Annotated in this window: 20 protein-coding genes; 4 read left to right on the forward strand and 16 right to left on the reverse strand. The window is 60.7% G+C overall.

The annotated features are described in order from the left end of the window. Window positions 1–111: 111 nt before the first annotated feature. From Q4T40_18005 to Q4T40_18065, 13 genes are all read right to left on the reverse strand, one after another. Complete coding sequence (locus Q4T40_18005) at window positions 112–1,464, reverse strand: pyridoxal-phosphate dependent enzyme (protein MDT8903132.1); 1,353 nt, start codon at window positions 1,462–1,464, stop codon at window positions 112–114. Between the two features lie 17 nt (window positions 1,465–1,481). Then, window positions 1,482–2,696: a YgeY family selenium metabolism-linked hydrolase gene (locus Q4T40_18010; GenBank protein MDT8903133.1), complete on the reverse strand. Its 1,215-nt coding sequence runs from the start codon at window positions 2,694–2,696 to the stop codon at window positions 1,482–1,484. A 34-nt stretch (window positions 2,697–2,730) separates the two neighbouring features. Beyond that, window positions 2,731–3,267, reverse strand: coding sequence for an XRE family transcriptional regulator (locus tag Q4T40_18015; protein ID MDT8903134.1), 537 nt, complete (start codon window positions 3,265–3,267; stop codon window positions 2,731–2,733). Between the two features lie 30 nt (window positions 3,268–3,297). After that, window positions 3,298–4,899 (reverse strand): D-aminoacylase, encoded by a 1,602-nt coding sequence (locus Q4T40_18020; protein ID MDT8903135.1) that lies wholly within the window; start codon window positions 4,897–4,899, stop codon window positions 3,298–3,300. Then, entirely contained in the window at window positions 4,892–6,154 is a 1,263-nt protein-coding gene (gene thrC, locus Q4T40_18025; protein MDT8903136.1) for a threonine synthase, read from the reverse strand. The genes Q4T40_18020 and thrC overlap by 8 nt, the downstream gene beginning before the upstream one ends. A 14-nt stretch (window positions 6,155–6,168) precedes the next feature. After that, window positions 6,169–6,891 carry an amino acid ABC transporter ATP-binding protein gene (locus tag Q4T40_18030; protein ID MDT8903137.1) on the reverse strand — a complete coding sequence of 241 codons (723 nt, stop codon included), beginning with the start codon at window positions 6,889–6,891 and terminating at the stop codon, window positions 6,169–6,171. Between the two features lie 11 nt (window positions 6,892–6,902). Beyond that, a complete protein-coding gene (locus Q4T40_18035) occupies window positions 6,903–7,556 on the reverse strand; it encodes an amino acid ABC transporter permease (GenBank protein MDT8903138.1) in 654 nt (217 codons plus the stop codon). 24 nt (window positions 7,557–7,580) lie between these two features. After that, window positions 7,581–8,390, reverse strand: a complete 810-nt coding sequence (locus Q4T40_18040) for a basic amino acid ABC transporter substrate-binding protein (GenBank protein MDT8903139.1) — start codon at window positions 8,388–8,390, stop codon at window positions 7,581–7,583. Between the two features lie 347 nt (window positions 8,391–8,737). Next, on the reverse strand, window positions 8,738–9,334 hold the full coding sequence (locus tag Q4T40_18045) for a manganese catalase family protein (protein ID MDT8903140.1): 597 nt from the start codon (window positions 9,332–9,334) through the stop codon (window positions 8,738–8,740). Between the two features lie 19 nt (window positions 9,335–9,353). Further along, a complete protein-coding gene (locus Q4T40_18050; GenBank protein ID MDT8903141.1) occupies window positions 9,354–9,611 on the reverse strand; it encodes a spore coat protein CotJB in 258 nt (85 codons plus the stop codon). A gap of 16 nt (window positions 9,612–9,627) precedes the next feature. Beyond that, the gene (locus Q4T40_18055; protein MDT8903142.1) at window positions 9,628–9,888 is read right to left on the reverse strand and encodes a spore coat associated protein CotJA; all 261 of its coding nucleotides are present in this window, start codon (window positions 9,886–9,888) and stop codon (window positions 9,628–9,630) included. Between the two features lie 113 nt (window positions 9,889–10,001). Continuing rightward, complete coding sequence (locus tag Q4T40_18060) at window positions 10,002–10,277, reverse strand: PspC domain-containing protein (protein ID MDT8903143.1); 276 nt, start codon at window positions 10,275–10,277, stop codon at window positions 10,002–10,004. A 60-nt stretch (window positions 10,278–10,337) separates the two neighbouring features. After that, the gene (locus Q4T40_18065) at window positions 10,338–11,513 is read right to left on the reverse strand and encodes a putative peptidoglycan glycosyltransferase FtsW (GenBank protein ID MDT8903144.1); all 1,176 of its coding nucleotides are present in this window, start codon (window positions 11,511–11,513) and stop codon (window positions 10,338–10,340) included. Window positions 11,514–11,640: 127 nt separating this feature from the next. Here Q4T40_18065 and Q4T40_18070 point away from each other — a divergent pair, with 127 nt between their 5' ends. Beyond that, window positions 11,641–12,594, forward strand: coding sequence for a hypothetical protein (locus Q4T40_18070; protein MDT8903145.1), 954 nt, complete (start codon window positions 11,641–11,643; stop codon window positions 12,592–12,594). A gap of 71 nt (window positions 12,595–12,665) precedes the next feature. Here Q4T40_18070 and Q4T40_18075 read toward each other — a convergent pair whose 3' ends face one another. Together Q4T40_18075 and trmB are read right to left on the reverse strand one after the other, a co-directional pair. Next, window positions 12,666–13,784, reverse strand: a complete 1,119-nt coding sequence (locus Q4T40_18075; protein MDT8903146.1) for a DUF2935 domain-containing protein — start codon at window positions 13,782–13,784, stop codon at window positions 12,666–12,668. Between the two features lie 78 nt (window positions 13,785–13,862). Continuing rightward, window positions 13,863–14,492 carry a tRNA (guanosine(46)-N7)-methyltransferase TrmB gene (gene trmB, locus Q4T40_18080; protein MDT8903147.1) on the reverse strand — a complete coding sequence of 210 codons (630 nt, stop codon included), beginning with the start codon at window positions 14,490–14,492 and terminating at the stop codon, window positions 13,863–13,865. Window positions 14,493–14,662: 170 nt separating this feature from the next. Between trmB and Q4T40_18085 the strand changes: the two genes are divergently transcribed. Further along, window positions 14,663–15,712, forward strand: coding sequence for an ATP-binding protein (locus Q4T40_18085; GenBank protein ID MDT8903148.1), 1,050 nt, complete (start codon window positions 14,663–14,665; stop codon window positions 15,710–15,712). Window positions 15,713–15,736: 24 nt separating this feature from the next. Here Q4T40_18085 and Q4T40_18090 read toward each other — a convergent pair whose 3' ends face one another. Further along, a complete protein-coding gene (locus Q4T40_18090; protein ID MDT8903149.1) occupies window positions 15,737–17,632 on the reverse strand; it encodes a sigma 54-interacting transcriptional regulator in 1,896 nt (631 codons plus the stop codon). A 135-nt stretch (window positions 17,633–17,767) separates the two neighbouring features. Here Q4T40_18090 and nrdD point away from each other — a divergent pair, with 135 nt between their 5' ends. Both nrdD and Q4T40_18100 read left to right on the forward strand, forming a co-directional pair. After that, entirely contained in the window at window positions 17,768–18,043 is a 276-nt protein-coding gene (nrdD, locus tag Q4T40_18095) for an anaerobic ribonucleoside-triphosphate reductase (protein ID MDT8903150.1), read from the forward strand. 290 nt (window positions 18,044–18,333) lie between these two features. After that, window positions 18,334–19,443 carry a glycerol dehydrogenase gene (locus Q4T40_18100; GenBank protein MDT8903151.1) on the forward strand — a complete coding sequence of 370 codons (1,110 nt, stop codon included), beginning with the start codon at window positions 18,334–18,336 and terminating at the stop codon, window positions 19,441–19,443. Window positions 19,444–19,481: the final 38 nt, after the last annotated feature.

The raw sequence follows: 19,481 nt of genomic DNA on the forward strand, positions 1-19,481 counted from the left end.
AGGTAGATATACTTTCCGGCGACGGCGACGTCAGTCCCTCCGCGCAACGGAAAACAGCGGCACAGGCCGCTGTTTTCCGTTTGTTTCCCGCTGCTCGGTTCGCTCGTCCCTTCAGCGCAGCGCGGCGATCTTTTCGTTGTATACCGCCACTTTGGCGTATTCCTGCTCCCAGAAGGCCATATCCCGCATACTGTCCAGATAAGCCTGGCTATAGCCGAACTTCAGCCAGTCCTTCTCCTTTTGCGCGAACAGCCTTTCCTTGGCGGCCGCCTTGCGCACGTCGTAGATGCGGCTTTCGTCAGCGCCGGCGAAAATATCCTTAGCCCACCGCTCCATAACAAAGGGCGCGATCTCCAGATACCGCCGCTCCATATCGGCCAGCACCGAGTGGTAGCGGTCAAAACCGTCCGTGGCCACCGTGACGACATTGTCCCCCGGTCCGAGGCGAAGGAATTTGGCCAGCTTGACGGCACCGATAATGTTGCAGATGCCAGAAGGGCCGAATCTGTCCCGCAGGCTGTCAGCCAGCGCCCGGTCGACCCCCAGGGACGCGAAAATATCGGCGCCGTCCTGGAAGAGCTTAAGGCCCTGGATAGTTTCCTCATCTTTGATAAGAACAAGAAAATCGGTTGTCAAAACATTATGGATCAGTGTGCACATCTTGTCGCCGATACCCTCGATACGGTGCTGTCCCCGCCCGCCGTTGGCCAGCGTCGAGCACTCGTACGGTTCGAGGGCCCCGACCTTCGCCTCGGGGAAAGCCTGCTTGATCTGATCGCCGGCGGCGATCGTCCCGGCCGACCCGGGCGCCGAGACAAAGGCGGCGATGCGCCCGTTGCCCACCCCCCGGACAGCGGCAACGGCGCTGCCGCCCGTGACATGGCGGTGAAAACGATAGTTGGCCATCAGTTCGAATTGGGCCAACGCCTTGTTGAGCGGATTCTTCATCAGCGCGTGGGTGCGTTCCAGCGTCAGAATGACGTCCGACTCCGACCCCGGCGTAAGCTCAAGCTCGCCGCCATACTTCCTTATTCGCTCATAACGCTCCTTGCTCATGTTGTCAGGCATGATGACGACGGCCCGCAGGCCCAGCAGCTTGGATATATAGGCCGTGCCGATGCCGAAGTTGCCCGTGGACGGCCCTAAAATGGTGTGTGCATCGGTTATTTCGCCGTCGACAATGCCCTCGATGAGCGTGCTGTAAGCCGGGCCGACCTTATGGGAACCGGAGGGAAACCCGCAGCCCAGCATAACGACTACATTAGCGTCCGTGCCGGTAAGGGCGGGAGGCAGGACGAGCTTCCTGACCTGGTCGTCGGCGCCCCGCCAGGTGATATTAAAGAGATTGATGGGATTCATCTCGTCTTCGTAAAGCGCCTTAAGCGCTTTCGCCCGCACCGACGGCTCGATCAGAGCGGGCGAAAGCATCTCATCATAGGTTGGTCCGAAAGGAATCTTTGCCACGGGGTTGCCCTCCTCTGTCACTCGTCGAACTTCAATATGCTGGCGGCTATCGCCTGATAACCAGCGGCGGCGCCGGTCAACTGGTTTAGCTCCATGTATTCGTCGACCACATGGGCGCCGTCTTCCCGGCCCGGCCCGAAGCCGATAGTCGGGATGCCGGCGATGCCGGCCGAATAGCTGCCGTTGGTGCAAAAACTGTACTTGGTAACCTCGGGGTCAAGCCCACCCTGTCGCAAGCCCCGCAGCGCACCCGCCACCAGGCAATCGGTTTCCGGCAACACCCAGGCGGGGAAAAACCTTTTGCCGGCCATCTTTTCGCCGGTATAACAAACCTGCTCCGCGGTCACCACTTCCACCTCAGCCCGGAAAGCCCCGTCGTCCGCCGCCAGCTCGGCGACACACCGGCGTAGGGGCGCCAGCACGCTCTCCTCCGTTTCCCCCACCAACAGCCGCCGGTCAAAGGTCGCCCGGCACTGGTGCGGCACCACCGACGCCCCCGGATAAGGGACCGACACGATGTCGGTCAGCTCCAGAATGCCCTCGCCGAGGAAATCGTCACGCGGCACGGCTGTCCGTACAATCCGTTCCGCCAGCTTCATCATCATGTACACGGCATTCTTGCCCACCGCCGGATTGGAAGAATGGGCCGCCTTGCCGAAAGTAGTAACCGCGATTTCGGCCCGTCCCCGCTGGCCCCTTTTCAGGCTGAGCGCCGACGCCTCACCGATAACCACATAATCCGGCCGCACCGCCTCTACCACCCTGCCGAGCGCCAACCCCTCGAAGGTTTCCTCGCACACCGTCCCGGAAACTACAACAGAACCCTTCAGCTTGTCCTTATACTTCGCCAAGGGGGCCAGCCCGTAAACCATGGCCGCCAGCGCGCATTTCATATCGCTCGCGCCCCGCCCGTACAGGCGGCCGTCCTTTATCACTCCGGCGAACGGGTCCACCGACCACTTCTCCCGGTCGCTCACCTCGACAGTGTCCATATGCCCGTCGAACAGCAGCTTCGGCCCCGGGCCGCCCCTGATCTCGCCGATGACGTTGCCGGCGGCATCGGTACGGACATCGTCGAACCCCAGCTCAGTCATCGCCGCCGCTAAAAGCTTCGCAACGCCGCCTTCCTCGCCGGTATAGCTGCGCTGCCGGACAAGCCGCTGGCAGAACCGGATCATCGCCGACTCGTCGCAAGGCGCCACCGGCGGCCTTAACACCAATCCCTCTTTCATAGGCTCCTCCTGACCTCGGCCGCCGGCAAAACCGCTAGAACACAGGCGGCGTGATGGCCGAGATAAAAATTAATTCCTGGTCGCCGACACTCCATATCTTATGGGGGATGCTGGAAAGATAATAAATGCTGTCCCCTTCGTCAAGCTCGAAAAAATCCTGACCGATCTGAATCCTCATCTTCCCCTGGACCACCACCAGATTTTCCTCGCCGAAATGGCTCAGCGGCTCCTCGCAGGTGACACCGCCCGGCTCCACTCTGCCCACCATCATCTCGATGGTGCGATTCAGATCGGGGGACAACAGCTCGAAAGTGACCTCGCCCTTGCCCGTCTTCACCACCTTGCGCGCCCCCTTGCGGACGATAAGATTGTCAGTTTGCTCGTCCATCAGGAAATAAAAAATGGGTACGTTCAGCATCGCGGCAATCTTGCGCAGCGAGGTAATCGACGGTTCCGCCAGCCCGCGCTCCACCTGGCTCAAAAATCCCGAGGTAAGATCGGCGCCGGTGGCCAGTTCGCGGATGGTAAGCCCTTTTTCCTGTCTCTTGTCGCGGATTTTTTTCCCTAGCATTGTCGCCCTCCAGCAGAAAAGGTACTCCTTCTATTTTCTTCGTTCCCTGCGAAGAACCTTTCCCGCCGGAGAGCCTGCCGCCTCCCCGTTTTTTACCGCCGCCACCCCGTTAACGAACACATACTCGATCCCTACGGGATGGCGGCAGGGATTGGTGAAGCTCCCCCCCTCAGCCACTCTCGCAGCGTCAAACAGCACGATATCCGCAAACGCTCCCGGTGCGATAAAGCCCCGGCCGATAAGCCCCAGCCGGCTGGCGGGACGCCCGGTCATCCGGGCGACAGCCTCAGCGAGGGTAAGCGCCTTCTCTTCCCGCACATATTTCTGCAGGATGCGCGCAGCCGAGCCGTAGGCCCGCGGATGAGGCTTGCCCAGCAGCAGACCGTCGGTGCCCAGCATGCCGCTGCGGTGACGGATAATAGCGCCGACATCCTCCTCGGCCATGCTGAAATTGACCATCGACACCTTCAAATTTTCTTCGATCAGCAGATCGAAAACCGTATCTTGCGGCGTCGTGCCTTTCTGGCCGGCGATCGCGGCGAGGCTGACGCCTTCCCAGCGCTTGTTGGGGCCGTCGTCAAGGCCGGTCACCAGCACGCCGTCCCACCCGGCCGCCGAAGCGATGTTCTCCCAGCCCGGCAACCCGGCCGCCATCTCCTCCGCCAGCCGCGCCCGCGTCGCCGGATGCGCCAGGCGGGCCAGCAAAGCCTCCGGCCCGCCGGCGTGGGCGTGCGGCGGCAACAGCGCGCTCAGCATCGTGCTGCCGGCGGGGTAGGGATACTGGTCAAATGAAGCCGCCAGATTTTCGGCCGCCGCCTGGTCGAATAGCGCCAGAACCTCGTGCGCCGTGCCCCAGTTTTCCCGCCCGATCACCTTCAGATGGGAAATATGCGGAGCAACGCCTGTCTCCCGTGCAATGGCGAAAATCTCCCCGATCGACTCCTTAACCAGGCCGCGCTCGTTGCGGACATGGACGACGAATATCCCGCCGGCCGCCGCCGTAGCCGCGGCCAATGCGGATAATTCCTCACCGGCGGCGAACACGCAGGGAGGATAGATAAGCCCGGTGGAAAAACCAAACGCGCCTTCGGCGAAAGCCCGTCCCGCCATCTCGACCATGGCGGCTATTTCGGCGCTGGTGGCCGGCCGCTCGTCCGCGCCCGCGGCCGCCAGCCGCAGCGGACCGTGACTGACCAGCACCGCCAGATTGGTGGCTGTTCGCCGCCGCTCCAGCTCCGCGAGATAGTCCCCGAAACTCCGCCATCCCCAGCCCAGCGGCGGATCGCCCAACAGGCCCGCCACCTGACGGCGGTAAGCGGCAACCGTCCCGGCCGTCAGCGGCGCCACCCCCAGGCCATCCTGGCCCAGCAGCTCGGTGGTTATCCCCTGGCGGATTTTGGCCGCCGCCGCCGGCTCGACCATCTGAATAAGGTCGGAGTGGCTGTGCATATCGATGAAGCCCGGGCTCAGCGTCAGCCCATCGGCATCGATAACGGCGGCGAAAACCCCGTCCCGGAGAGACACGCGGCCCACCGCCTCGATACGGTCGCCGGCGATCGCCACATCGCCCGTAAAAGGCTCTTTGCCGGTGCCGTCGACGATAACTGCATTACGAATCAGCGTTCTAACCATGGGCTCCCTCCCCGGCGACAACCGACCGGACGGCCTCCAGGGACGGCTCTATCGCCACAGGCGATCCCGCGGCCCGGATGGCGCTCCGGGTATCTTTAAGGCCGTTGCCGGTTACAATGATGGCCACCGTTTCCCCGGCGGCGATTATTCCCTGCTCCGCCGCCTTTTTCACCCCGGCCACTCCCGCCACTCCGGCCGGCTCGCCGAACACGGCGGCCTTGCGGGCCAGCGCGACCATCGACCAAGCTATCTCATCGTCGCTTACCGCGACGAACGCTCCCGCCGAAGCGGTCACCGCCCTCAGCCCCTTGCGGAAATTGCGGGGATGGCCGACGGCGATGGAATCGGCGATCGTATCGGCCGCCACCGGACACAGCGATCCACCCTCCCGCCACGCCGTCACGAAAGGCTGGCACCCCGCCGCCTGCACGCCGAGAATCTTCGGCACCTTCGGCATAAACCCAAGCCGGTGCATCTCCCGTAAACCCTTCCACACGCCGCCGACCGTACAGCCGTCGCCCACCGACACCGCCACCCAGTCCGGGCAGGGCCGGCCTGTTAGGCTCGCGAACTGCTCGACCAGCTCGAAGCTTACCGTCTTCTTGCCCTCGATAAGATACGGGTTGACCGCGCAATTGCGGTTGTACCAGCCGAACTCCGCGCTCGCCTGCATGCACAGCTCCCAGGCCTGGTCATAAGTCCCCTCCACCGCCAGCACCTGAGCGCCGTAAATCATCAACTGGGCTTTTTTCGCCTCCGGCGCCTGCCGCGGCACAAAAATCGTGGCCGGCAGACCGGCCGCGGCCGCAAACCCCGCCAGGGAGGAAGCGGCATTGCCCGTGGAAGCGCAGGTAATCCTGGCGGCGCCTTTCTCCAGCGCCTTCACCACGCCCACGGCGCTGGCGCGGTCTTTAAAAGACGCGGTCGGATTTCGCCCTTCGTCCTTGATATAGCATTCCGCCACTTTCAGTTCCCGGGCCAGGCGGGGCGCCGGATAAAGCGGCGTCCAGCCGACCTGCGGGCGCGGGATCAGCGCAGGGTTCTCCACCGGCAGCAGCGGCAGGTACCGCCACATCGACCGTTCATCGCAGGCCCCCATTATCGCCGGGTTGATCTCCCGGCCTACGGCCGCATAATCGTACTTTACGTCCAGGATGCCGTCTTCGTAACCACAGACCGGGCAATAATATTCCACCTCCCGGCAACTATAGCCGCGCCCGCAGGTTACGCACTCCAGACCTTGAACATGACTCATCGGTTCGCCCCCGTTCAATGGCGGATTCTTCTCAGGAACGACTTGGTGCGCTCGTGGGCCGGAGCTTCAAAGATAGCCTGGGGCGGACCTTCCTCGACAATCGTCCCTTGATCCATAAAAATAACCCGGTCGGCTACCTCGCGGGCAAAGCCCATCTCGTGGGTGACGACCACCATCGTCATCCCGTCGGCCGCCAGCTCCTTCATCACCTGCAACACCTCGCCCACCAGCTCGGGATCGAGAGCCGAAGTCGGCTCGTCGAACAGCATTATCTTCGGACTCATAGCCAAAGCGCGGGCGATGGCCACCCGCTGCTGCTGCCCCCCGGACAACTCCCGGGGGTAACTGTCCCGCTTATCCGACAGGCCCACTTGCTCCAACAGGCGGCCGGCAATCGCCTCAGCGTCTCCTCTGGCCATTTTCTTGACGATCAACGGCGCCTCGATGATATTTTCCAACGCCGTCTTGTGGGGAAAAAGGTTGAAACGCTGAAACACCATGCCGATCTTCGCCCGCAGACTGCATAAATTCGTTCTCGCGGTCAGCGTCTCCCCCTCAAAGCTGATCGTGCCGCCCTGGATCGGCTCCAGGCGGTTGATGCAGCGCAGCACCGTGCTTTTCCCCGACCCGCTCGGCCCGATGATTACCACCTTCTCCCCGTAATGCAGATGGAGATCGAAGCCCCGCAACACTTCCACCGGCCCGAAGGCCTTATCTACTTTGTCCATTTCAAGAATATGCTTGTGGTTCATTGGCGCGCCATCCTTTTTTCCAGGTTATCGGCAATCACCATGAAAATAGAATTCAAGATCAGATACAGCACCGCCACCGTAGTATATACTTCGAAACTGCGGAACGTAGTATAAATAATTTGCTCACCTGTCCGGAACAGCTCGGTAATCGTCACCAGCGAAGCGATCGAAGAATTCTTCAGGGTCATGATAAACTGGTTCACCAGCGGCGGAATGCAGATCTTGCTGGCTTGCGGCCCGATGATGCGCACCATGGTCTGGCGGTAATTCATGCCCACCGACAAAGCGGCCTCCATCTGTCCGCGGTCGACGGCCTGGATGCCGGCTCGGATAATCTCGGTAATATAGGCGCCGGTGTTGATGGCGAGTCCCAATACGCCGGCCGTCATGCTGTCAAGCTTGAGCCCCAGCTGCGGGAGCCCGAAGTACAGGATGAACAACTGGACCATCAGGGGGGTGCCCCGGATAATCCAGACATAGGAAAACGCCAGCGACATCAGCAGCCGGTTGGAGGAAATTCGGCACAGCGCACCCGCTATGCCGAATACCATCCCCAGGAGCAGCGAGAAGAAAGAAATCTGCAGCGTAACCCAGCAGCCTTCCAGCAAAATGGGAAATTTGGCGATGACAATTGAGTAATCCAAGCTCATGGCGGAAGATCCTTTCCGGAAAAACTATTTGGCGCCTACCAGCCACTTCTTGTAAAGCTTGTCAGCTTCACCGTTCTGTTTCATTTCCTTGAGCGTCGAATTGATCAGAGCCAGCAGCTCCTTGTCGCCCTTCTTCACGGCGATGCCCAAAGAAGCCTTGGTAAAGGGGTCGCCGACGATTTTGACGTTGGGATGGGACTTATTGTATTCCAACTGATTCAGAAGATCGTTGATGGAAGCGTCCAGGCGGCCATTCTCCATGTCGAGGAGATAGTCAACCGTCTCTTTGTAGCTCTTGATCGTCATATCCGTACCCTTGGCCTTCTCGTCCTGGGCTACCTTCTCGCTGGTGGCCCCCGTCTTTACGCCCACCGTCTTGCCTTTGAGGTCTTTCAGACTCTTGATGCTCGTATTGTCCTTCATCGTCACCAGCACCATGCCGGTATCCATGTAGGGATCGGCAAAATCGACCACCTCCCGCCGCTTGTCGGTTATGTACATCGCGGCGATTACCAGGTCGGCCTGGCCGTTTTGCAGGGTGGGAATAAGACTGGTGAACTGCATCTCCCGCACTTCCAGCGGAACGCCGATTTTCTTGGCGATCATCTCGGCCAGATCGATATCATAGCCGATAATTTTGTTGGTCTTCTCATCGTGATACTCGAAAGGACGATAGTTGCCCGTAGCCAGTACCAGTTTGCCTTTTTTCTTGATCTCGTCAATACGGCTCTTGGGAGCGGCGGCCGGAGCCGGAGAACTGCCGCACCCGGCGGCCAAAAGACCGGCGAAAGCCAAAATGGTAATAAATCCGACGAGCTTGTGGAAAACCCTCATGCTGATCCTTCTTTCTGTAAAGTTTTTATAATAAGGCCATTGCCCTATTACCAAGCCACGAACGCAAAAAGGCCCTTGCCGAAAAAGCAAAGGCCCCGTCGCCCGATCAAACATAAATGCCCCGGTCTTTTGACCGGGGCATCATCGCCGTCAACTTTTCTATTGAGTAAAGTATAGCAAAGGCCTCACCAGTTGGCAAGTATTTTTGTTTAGTATATGTTATGATTTTTTATTCCTACTAAACTTTCAGCATCATCGCCCAGAAGCATCCGCACTTAGTACGTCGAGCGATGTATTGTCGCCTGCGTGAAAAACAGCGGCAGAGGCCGCTGTTTCCTTTTCCGCCGTTACTTTGCCATATTGTGCCCGGTCCAGCAATGCTTGCTGTTCGCCATCCACTCCTGCACATGATTCAGCGCCTCGCCAAACCGCTGGAAGTGCACGACCTCCCGCTCCCACAAAAAGCGCAGCGCATCGTTCACAAGCGGGTCCTCAGACAGGGCGATCAGATGCTCGTACGTCGTACGCGCCCGCTGCTCGGCTCCCATATTAGCCATCAGGTCGGCAATCGGATCGCCTTGGGCATGCAGGTATTTCGCTGTCCAGGGCACCCCGTTAGGATCGGTCCAGAAAAGCGCCCCGTCATGAAGCGCGTATTGCGTTCCCCAGCCGCCCTCTTCAAAATCCTGCGGGCAGGCGTCCTTTGTCAGCTTGTAAACCAAAGTCGCTATCATTTCCATGTGCGCCAGTTCCTCGGTGCCGATGTCGGTGAGAACCGCCTTGGACATATCGGTCGGCATCGTATATCGCTGGTTAAGATACTGCAGGGATGCGGACAACTCCCCGTTCGGTCCGCCATACTGCGCCACGATATACTTGGCCAGCTTAACGTTAGGACAGGTGACCTTCACCGGGTATTCGAGCTTCTTTTCATATACCCACATATTTCACCATTCCTTTATCTTAATATGACATTTCCCACGGCCACGGACCCTCGATCCAGTTCCACTCCTTGCGGCCGTGGAAACCGTGCGCCAGCAGTGACCCGAACTCTTCCTCGTATTCGCTCATCAGCTTGTTCAGCATTTCGACCGCGCAGTTGTAGTCGTTCAGCGCGTCCTGGTCACACGGATGGGTGTCGAGATACAGGTGTAATTCAATAGCCACGAACTGCATCTCCTGTATCTTCTTGAAAAGCATCATCTGCTGTTGGCAATCCATACATTGCACCTCCTAATCACTTCGGGACAGGGTACGCGCCCCAGAGTTCGGGGAAAAGAGTGCCTTTCATCAAGGCCTCGCATGGCGAGAACGCCGCTGTGTAGCATTGCCAGGGGATATACGCGTGAGCCAACATCCCGGGCGGGATGGGATACTCGTCTCCCGTGGCTTCGGTCACTTCCATGGCCATGCACCCGTCGTTCATCATCATTCCCTTCGCCGGCGGGCACCCCATCATCGCTTCCTCGTACCATTTGGGTCTGGTCTGTTTATCCAAACGAATCTCCCTCCTTAATCATGGACCTACTACATTTTATGTGAATCTGACTGGCAACGTCACAAAGGGCAAAAAAAAAGCCGACCATCACAGTCAGCCGGAGGCGCATTTCGTCACAGCGGCATCAGCAAAAACGCCAGCAGATACAGGGCCACGCCAACGCCCCGGTATAGGCAGGCCAGCACCCAGCCCAGGCGGATAAAAGTCGTATCAAACCCCGTATACTTGCCCAGGCCCGCGCATACCCCGAAAACCATGCCATTGTCGGGATCAAGAACAAGGTGCCTCCCGCCGGGAAAATAAGCGACCGGCCCCGTCCCGTCGTGCAGAAAACTCCAGATAACAGCGCCGCTCAACATATAGGCGCCCAGGCGGATAAGCCACAACATAAAAAGCCCCCTCGCAGTAGCATTATGCCACCATGGCGAGAGGGCTAAACATTTCCGTTCTTATTTCCTGCCCAGCCGGCGGTTGACCAGTTTCAGGCGGACGCTCTCCTTCTCCGGTCCGGTTTCGTCCGGCGGAGCGCCCTTTCCTCCCAGGCGGCCGACGCTTATCAGCAGGCCGGTCGCCAGCAGATTGACCACCAGAGAAGTGCCGCCGAAACTGATAAAAGGCAGCGGAATCCCCGTCACCGGCAGCAGGCCGGATACCATCGCGATATTGCCCGCCGCCTGGCCGACGATGAGGAAGGTCGCCCCGGCGGCCACCATCATCCCGACGCCGTCACGCGCCTGCAGCGTGATCTTGATGCCGTACCAGGCCAGCAGCGCGAACAGGGACAGCACCAGGAAAGCGCCGGCAAAACCCATCTCCTGGCACAACACCGCGAACGCGAAGTCGGTGTGGGCCTCGGGAAGATAATAAAACTTGCTTGCCCCCATCCCCAGGCCGGTGCCGAAAAGGCCGCCCGACCCGATCGCCATTAGCGCCTGGACCGTCTGATAACCGCTCGTCTGTTCGTAAGACCAGGGATCGAGCCAGGCCAGGATGCGCTCGGCCCGGTACGCGGCCGCGTAAACAAGATACACCGTCCCCATCGCGCCGCAGAACAAGAGGCCATACACCTGCCGTTTCGGTATACCGCTTGGCAGATAAAGAATCAGGCACAGGCCGACAATGACCACCGCCGTCCCCATATCCGGCTGCCGGAGAACAAGAAACCCCATCACTCCGGCGACGATTACCGGCCAGGAAAAAATCGTCACGGGGCGGCCTTTCTCAAGGCGCGGTCCTAAATAGGCGGCCGCCATCAGCAGCGCGGTCAGCTTGGCGAATTCCGACGGCTGAAACTTAATCCCCAGCTTCAGCCACCGCCGCGCGCCGTTGGCATCGATCCCGGCGAAATGCACCGCCACAAGCAGCGCCAGCATAACCAGCACGATCAGCGGCAAATACTTTATCAGCCGGCGGTAATCGATGCTGGCGGCGACGGCCAGGCCGACCATTCCGACCGCAAAGGCGACAAGATGCCTCTTCAGAAAAAACAAACTGTCGTTCAAGAGCTGCCCGGCCAGAACGAAGCTGGCGCTGAACACGTTGATCGCGCCGATGGCGAACAGTATCAGCACAATATATAAAACCGCTTCGCCGGGGCTGGCCCACGGAACAGGCACCCTGCGCACACCGCATCCTCCTTCCGTGCCGGGAAAACATCCCGTCCCCATTATACCAGAAACAGCCGACCCGCCCAATATCGCTTTTGCCCTGGCCAGAATAATATATACTACCGATTTCCGGAGGTGATACATAATGCCTACCTCAGCCGTCACCCCTTTCACCCTCCTCCTCCTCGACGCCGCCGGCCATTCCCTCCTCCTCGCCGACGGCCCCAGCGGCGAAGTTCTCGCCGAATTCCCCCTGCCGCGGGGATACGCTGCCATCGACCTGCTGCCCGGCCCCGGCCGGAACCATGCCTTCGTCACCCTGGCCGGCCACAATGGAACCGGCGCACTCTGCAAAATCGATCTCACGGCAAGAGCGGCCGACCATTCCGCCATGCCTTTTCCCCTGCCGCATCCCGTCCAATTTTCCCTGGCCGGCGACGGACTTGTCGCCTACCTGGCGGACCCGGCCGGCATCCCGCACGCCCTCGACCTCGCCACCGCGGCCTGCTCTACCTGGGAAAAACCGCCGGACGCTTCCGCCTGCGCCGGCCTCGCCGTAGCCGGAAACGAAATACACGGCGTATGGGAAGCCGACGGCGGCGGACTGGCTGCCGTCTACAGCCCAGACGGCACCCTTCTACGCACCTGTCGCCTCGGCGTCGTCCCCACCAGCCTCTCCGTCGTTCCCGGCCTGCTGCTAGCCACCTATACCGCCAGCCCAGTAAGCGGCGAAGGTCTCATCCTCTTTCCTCCCGACGGAGCCTCCCCCGTCGTCGTCACCATCCAGTGCTCCCGCTGCGCCGCCTCCCACCCCGTTTACCCGGCCCACGCCGCCTCAGCCGACGGCCTGACAGCCTACATCGCCTGCGAAGACAGCGCCTCCGTAGCCGTCGTCGACCTTGCCGCCGCCACGGTAACCGGCACCATCCACCTCGGGCGCTCGGCATCGCGGCTGTCCCTCACCGCCGACGGCCGGTTCGCCATTGCCACCAGCAACGCCAACGCCGATCTCTGCCTCATCGACCTCGTCAACCGCCGGCCGCTCGCCTTTACCGCCTGCAGGCGCGAACTCCTCCGGCCATTGGCGATAATCGACTGAACACATACAGAAACAGTGCGGACAAAATTAACCCCGCCAGTAAAAAGAACCCCTTTCCAGGGGTTCTCGTTTTACTTCTGCGCCCCTAGCGGTCGGGGCCACTTACCGCTCCACTTGACCTTGGCCGGCTTAGCCGGCGGCTCCGGCGGCGGGGGCGTAGTCGGCAGCGGCGCGTCTTCACGCTCACCGTCCTCCTCATCCTCCCCGTCATTATCCTCGTCATCGCGTCCGCCGTACTCCTCGTCATCATCCTCGTCTTCATCGTCGTAATAAACAACCGCCGGATTCTGGGCAAGCTCCGCGGCGGCCACCGCGACCGCACCGCCGGCGGCCATAACCGCGGTTTCCTCCAGAGCCGCGAACTCAAGCTCGCCGTCCTCGTCATAGGGGACGAAAGTCCCCTTCTCCAAAATAGCCAGCACCAGCAGGAAGTGGTCCGCCTCCCGCCGCACATGGTCGGCCAAAAGCGCAGGAATCAGACCCACAAGCCGGCACTCTGCGATCAGCGACTCGACCGCCCGCTTAAAATCCCTCAATTTGAGCGTCGACACCCGAACATCCTGCAAAAAACGCCGGAATGCCGGCACCTCATTTGTCGACCCCCTCAACATGCTCACGAAATCGCGGCCCTGCAGATAAAGAGCGTCGAATTCGCACGCGAACCCTTCCGCCGTCTCCACCATCGCCCGTTCCGAAGGGTCAAGGCGGTGGACGATAAACCGGCTATGATCTGCCATCAGCCGCAGCCAGAAAGTCACCTCCCGCGCGCCAGCCGACTGATAAAGCAGCCGTCCGCTCCCCATCGCGGACAACAGCATGAGAAAATATTCGGCCTCCCGCGACACATGGTCGAGAAATAGGGCGAAATTACACCCCAAAAGCTGGCACGTCAGTTCCATCTGCAGCAGACGGCGCTTATAACGGTAAAATTCGCCTACGACCGTCTGCGTAGCGTCGACAAGCTCGGTGAACTGCCGCTGGTTCTGTACCTGCTCAGCGCGGACCCGCAGCGCGGCAAACTCCTGCTGGAAATTATCGGCCTCCCCGATGAGGACGATGCTATCGCAAGGCAGGCCCGCCTTAATGAACTGAGCATGCTCTTCCATTATCCGCAGCCAAAACTTCAGTTCCTCAAGATTAAGCGGCGGTACCGGCTGACGTTTATCATTCACAACCTTCGGCCGTGGCATAGTAATCCTCCCCGTTTGCCAGATTTTTCGCTACTACATTGTATGCCACGACCCGAGCATTTGTTAAGTTTTACATAACTACGGAAAAACCACCTCGCAGCGGTTTATCTTCACCCCCAGCGATCTGAACCGCGTCTCGTACTCAGTCATGATATTCCCGGCCGCGTCGGCAGGCAAGTCGAAAGACACGTTCCGCACCTCCAGGCCAGCCTTCGCAAACTCCTCCAACGAAAAAGCGAACAACTCGGCGTTGTCGGTCTTAAAAAACAACTCGCCCCCCGGCGCCATCACGCCCCGATACCTCGTCAGAAAAAGCCCGCTGGTCAGGCGGCGCTTGGCATGGCGCTTTTTCGGCCACGGATCGCAAAAATTGATATACAGCCGCCCCACCTCGCCGGACGAAAAAATTTCCGTAATCCCGTTAGCGTCGAAATGCAGCAGGCGAACGTTCGGCACCCCGCGCGCGATGACCCTCTTCGCCGCCTGAAAAATCACCTCTGGCTGGGCCTCGATGCCGACGAAATTTATCCCCGGCTCCCTCGCCGCCAGCTCGCTGATAAAGGTACCCTTGCCGACCCCAAGCTCAACATGCAGCGGGGCCGTCCGCCCGAACTCCCTCTGCCATCCGCCTCCGGTACAAGCCGCTACCACGAGCCCCTCGTATTGCTTCAGAGCCTCGGCGACCCCCGGTTTTCTCCGTAAACGCACGACCAATCCTCCGTCCTCTTCGCAGTTCAAGGCAAAGCCGTCCACCCGCAGGCGCAATACCGCTTCGCGAAAAAATAGTAAAAATTTCCCTTATTTGTCATTTATTTTACAGGAAATGGAAAACAAATGGAGAATATCTAATACCATAAACGTTGAAAGGAGAGATCCCTGTGCCCCTTCCGGCCTTGCTCCAGGTTGTCCTCGACGCCATCCCGGGCGCTGCGCTAATCGCCGACGTCGGCCACCGCGTCGTCTACCTCAATAAATGCGCCGAAGCCCTGCTCGCCCTGCCCCGGACAGCAGGCACCGGCCGGCGGCTGCCCAACACCCCGGGCCTGGCCTGGCTGGGTCCGCTCCTTCAGAACCAAACCGCCTTCAAAGGCGAACAAGCCTCTATCCCCGGGCGACCGGCCACCGTCCTCGTCGACGCCACCCCGCTGCCCCCAGGTGGCGGCCCCGGCAAAACCCTCGTCATAATTCGTGAAACCCCGGGCACATGCGAAACCGCCCTCCGCACCGAACAGCTCGAAAGCCTCGCCGGCATCGGCGAAATCGCCGCCGGCGCCATCCACGAAATACGCAATCCGCTGACGTCGGTCAGCGGCTTCATCCAGCTCATGCGGGCCCGCGCCATCCGTCAGGCCGACCAGACCACGACAGACTACTGCACACTGATCGCCGAGGAAATCGGCCATATCAACAGCATCCTGTCAGACTTCCTCTCCCTCGCCAGATCGCGAAAAACCGAATTTACCGCCGTCGACATCGTCCAGCTCGTCCGCGACGTGCAAAACCTGATTTACGGCGAAGCCATTCTCTCCGGAGTAACCGTCGCGGTCCGCCTGCCCGGCGAACCGCTCCTCATCCGCGGCAACGGCGACAAAATCAAGGAAGTGCTGATAAACCTCGCCCGCAACGCCTTTCAAGCCATGCCGGAGGGCGGCGTCCTCACCATCAGCGCCCTCGCCGTCGGCCCCGCCGTGCGCGTCGACGTCGCCGACACCGGCCAGGGCATCGCCGGCCACGCCATGGCGGACATCTTCAAACCCTTCTACACCACCAAAGAAAGCGGCACCGGGCTCGGTCTGGCCATCTCGCGGCGCATCGTCGAGGACCACCGCGGAGAAATAACCGTCAGCAGCGAAGTGGGGAAAGGCACGGTCTTTGCCCTTACCTTCCCCCGCCTTCCCAGCGACGATACCTTCGCCGGCATGCAATAAAGCTTATCCGCTCCCAGGCAATCTTTACTCCTTCTCCAAACCGTACTTCTTGATATACCTGTACAACGTCACCCGGCTCACATCCAACATCCCCGCCAGACGGCTGACATTGCCGCGGGCCGCCTGCCACGCCGCCACAAACGCCTCGCGGTCTTCCTTCCAGGCCTCGCTCCGGCCCGTCTCCCCCGGCAGATGGATCGCCTGGGCCGTGATCACGCCTCCTTGAGTCCGGAAGAACGCCTGCTCGACGACAGTCTGCAGTTGCTTGATATTGCCAGGCCACTCATACGCCTTGAGAACCTCCACCGCCTGCGGCGCCATCTCCTTGGCGTCCATCCCGTGCTGCTCGGCCAGCTCCTGGATGATATGCGCGGCCAGCAGCGGGACATCGTCGCGCCGGGCTCTGAGCGCCGGCACGCGGATAACCGGCTTCGCCACCGTCTCATACAGGCTGAGCGGAAACCGCCCTTTCTCCGCCGCACGCCGAAGATCGCCGTCGCAGGCGGCGATAATCCTTACATCCAGCTGCTGCTCCGGCCGCTCCGGCAACCGCCCGGCCGCGAGTACGGCCGCCAGCCGATCCGCCACCGTCGGCGGCATCTTCTCGATCTCGTCAATAAACAGCGTGCCGCCGTGGGCCAGCTCCAGCTTGCCGGGGCTATGTCCCGCCGCGCCGCCTTCCGCCCCGAAAAGCTCGCCTGCCAGCACCTCGGGGGGGATATCGCCGCACCTTATCGTTATGAGCGGGCCGGCAGCCCGCGAACCAGCCTGGTGGATGCCGTGGGCCAGGCGCTGCTTGCCCGTCCCCGGCTCGCCCTGCAGCAACAGGTGATTATCGCTGCGGGCCGCCCGCCCGGCCTTCTCGATCATCGTCCGGAACACCGACGACTCGCCCGTAAGACTTGCCAGACTGTAGCGGGCCGCGTAACCGACCGCGTGGGCAGCCAGCACCTTCAAATCCTCGATCGACTGCGAGATCGCCGCGATGCCGCTCACCTCGCCGTCGCGATAAAGCGGCAGCACCGTCGTGATATCCTCATACGTCTTGCCCGGCGTAATCCACACCACTTCCTTGTTATAGGACGGGATGCCGAGCAGCCCCTTGGCCAGCGGCGTATGCCGGTAATTGAGCACAACCTCCTCCAGAACGGGCAGTCTGTCCGCATCGCCGCCATCAACCGGGGGTGCGAGCCGGCTTTGGCCCAGCCTGTTGGCATAAGCCACCCGGCCGCCCGGCAGAACATGGTAAACCGCCAGCGGCACCGCGTCAAGGATAGCGTGCTTGGCCTCCAGGCGGGCCACCATCGCCAGATTGTGCTCCATCGCATACTTCACCGTCAGCAACAGAGACTCCAGCGCCCCCGGCGGCAGATCGGCCTGCTGGGTTGAAACAAGCGTAAGGATATAATGCAGCTTGCCGTCCAGGAAAACCGGCGCCGACCCCGCGTCCCCCGCCTGACCGTCCTCGATCCACATCTCCGGGCCGAAAACGAGGAAAGGCGTCCTATGCTCGTAGGCGATCGCGATACTCGACGTACCGATATCCCGCTCGGTCAGCCTCGCCCCCTCCACCTCGCCCGGCGGCTGCTGAAAAAAAGGCAGCGCATAATTCTTCAGCGCGTAGCATTCGCTGTCAAGCAGCAACAGACTGAGATTATACATATTGAAGTGCCCCCGCACCTCCTGATACAGGCCTTCCAAAAAAGTCAGCGCGGTGCGGTGCTTCGCCCGGCGCTCCTCAAGCTCCGCCTTCGCCAGCTTCACCGGCGGCCTGAGCGAATCGCGCGGAACCCCCCAGGCGCGGCTTCGCTGCCAAGACTCGGCCACCCACGGGTGGACATTGGCGTCAAGCGTCCCGTGCTCAACGAACCGCCGGTAATACTGCAACAATTTTTCTTTGCTCCGCCGCTCTCGAATCATAATGTTTTTGCCCTTTCCTTTCGATATATAGTGTAAAGGAATTCGCCCGCAATTATAAGCGGAAAAATAATATTGGTTATCCACTAGTATTGATTATTATTATTTGCTATAATAAGCAAAAAAGGAGGGCTTTTCATGTTGGTAAACGGAGTAAGAGTAAGCGCCGACCCAGCCTTGAACAACGAGGAGATCGTCACCCTCGTCCATGACGAAATCAGGCTGTGGCATCAGCGCAACAAAACCCTTGGCGCGATCGAGCTGACCCTCGACGGCGAAAGCATCATCATCCGCGGCCACGAAAAATCGCCCATCCGCCGCGTCCGCCGCATCACCGGCTACCTCAGCACCGTCGACCAATTCAACGACGCCAAACGCGCCGAATGCCAAGACCGCGAGGTACACGCCGGCTGACCGCCGACCCGCCCTTTTCCGTTCATCCCGGGCAACCCGACAGGACACCGCCGGTGTCCTGTCCTTTTGTTCCCGGTGCCATCCGGCCCGATTTACCATACAATTCGCTATTTTTTACTATATTCGTGGCAAACCTTGCTTTCCCTCTCGCCCGTCGCGACCAGGAGCGGGACGTTCACACGGCAGGGGTTTCCCCGCCGGCGACGAACTATCAATATATCGTCCCGGCGCCGGGATTTCCAACGCCGGCGCCAGCGGCATCATCGAGCGAAACAGGGAGGTTTCAAGAAATGGCTCAGGCATTTGCGTCCCCAGGCAAATACATCCAGGGCTACAACGAACTGGCCCGCATCGGCAAACACGCCGCCAGCTTCGGAAGTTCAGCTCTCGTCCTCTGCAGCCGGGCACGGCTTCACGACCTGCAAGACATTATCGCCGACAGCTTCAAAAACGCCGGCATCCAGGCAGTCTTCGAGCCCTTCGGCGGCGAATGCACGAAACAGGAAGTCGAGCGCCTGCGCTCCCTCGTCAAAAATCACCAAAGCGACCTCATCGTCGGCCTCGGCGGCGGCAAAGCCATCGACACCGCCAAAGCCGTCGCCTACCACGAAAAAACCCCGGTCGTCATCGTCCCCACCGTCGCCTCCTGCGACGCCCCCACCAGCTCGGTCGTCATATTTTACAACGAGGACGGCGCCTTCCAGGAAGCGCTGCTAACGCGGCGCAACCCCAACCTCGTCCTCGTCGACACCCGCATCATCGCCAACGCCCCCGTCCGTCTGCTGGTGGCCGGCATGGGCGACGCCCTCGCCACCTACTTCGAGGCCCGCACCTGCGTCCAGGCCCACCGGCGCAACCTCGCCGGCGGCACCTTCACCCTCGCCTCCTACGCCCTCGCCGAGCTATGCTACCGGACCCTGCTCAGCGACGGCCTCCCCGCCGTTCTGGCCGTCCAGAGCAAAGTAGTCACCAAAGCCCTCGACAACGTTATCGAAGCCAACACCCTCCTGAGCGGCATCGGTTTCGAAAGCAACGGCGTCGCAACCGCCCACGCCATCTACGACGGCTTCACCGTCATCCCCGGCGCCCGCCGGATGTATCACGGCGAATGGGTCGCCTTCGGCACCGTCGTCCAGCTCGTCCTCGAAAACCGCCCCCGCCAGGAACTCGACGAAGTCCTGGGCTTCTGCCGCAGCGTCGGCCTGCCGACAACCCTCAAAGACCTCGGCATGGAAAACATCGGCCGCGACCAACTCCTGCAGGTCGCCCAAGCCGCCACCGCCCCGAAGGAATCGATCCACAACGAACCCTTCCCCGTCACCCCCGACGACGTCGTGGCCGCCATCCTCGTCGCCGACGCCCTCGGCCGCGAATATAGAGGCACCGTTGATAAAGACTGAGCCAGAATGCATTAAAACTGCCGGCAAACATTGCCGGC

It is taken from the genome of Selenomonadales bacterium 4137-cl, assembly GCA_032334055.1.
In the GTDB taxonomy this organism is placed as follows: domain Bacteria; phylum Bacillota; class Negativicutes; order Sporomusales; family UBA7701; genus Anaeroselena; species Anaeroselena agilis.